Raw genomic sequence first — 220 nt, forward strand, 5'->3', positions numbered from 1 at the left:
TGGAAATATTGCCATGCCTGCCAGTGCCCCTTCTTTTCAAGGGTCTGAGGTTTCACTCTCTCTTGGTGGAAGTGTGAAGGATGCTGCTGGAATAGAGCATACTCTTCTTCACGAGCTTGAAGACATGGGTTTCAAGCATAAGAGATTGAATGCTGAAGTGCTCAGAAAGAATAACTATGATATTCAGAAGACTCTCGACGATTTATGTGTTGCAGATGAG

General features: G+C 43.6%; 1 protein-coding gene. It reads left to right on the plus strand.

All coding sequences use genetic code 11. The annotated features are described in order from the left end of the window. A partial coding sequence (locus J2D73_RS20565) for a UBA domain-containing protein (protein ID WP_207884294.1) occupies positions 1 to 220 on the plus strand: 220 nt, incomplete at both ends.

This window comes from Acetobacter sacchari (genome assembly GCF_017377715.1).
Classification (GTDB): domain Bacteria; phylum Pseudomonadota; class Alphaproteobacteria; order Acetobacterales; family Acetobacteraceae; genus Acetobacter; species Acetobacter sacchari.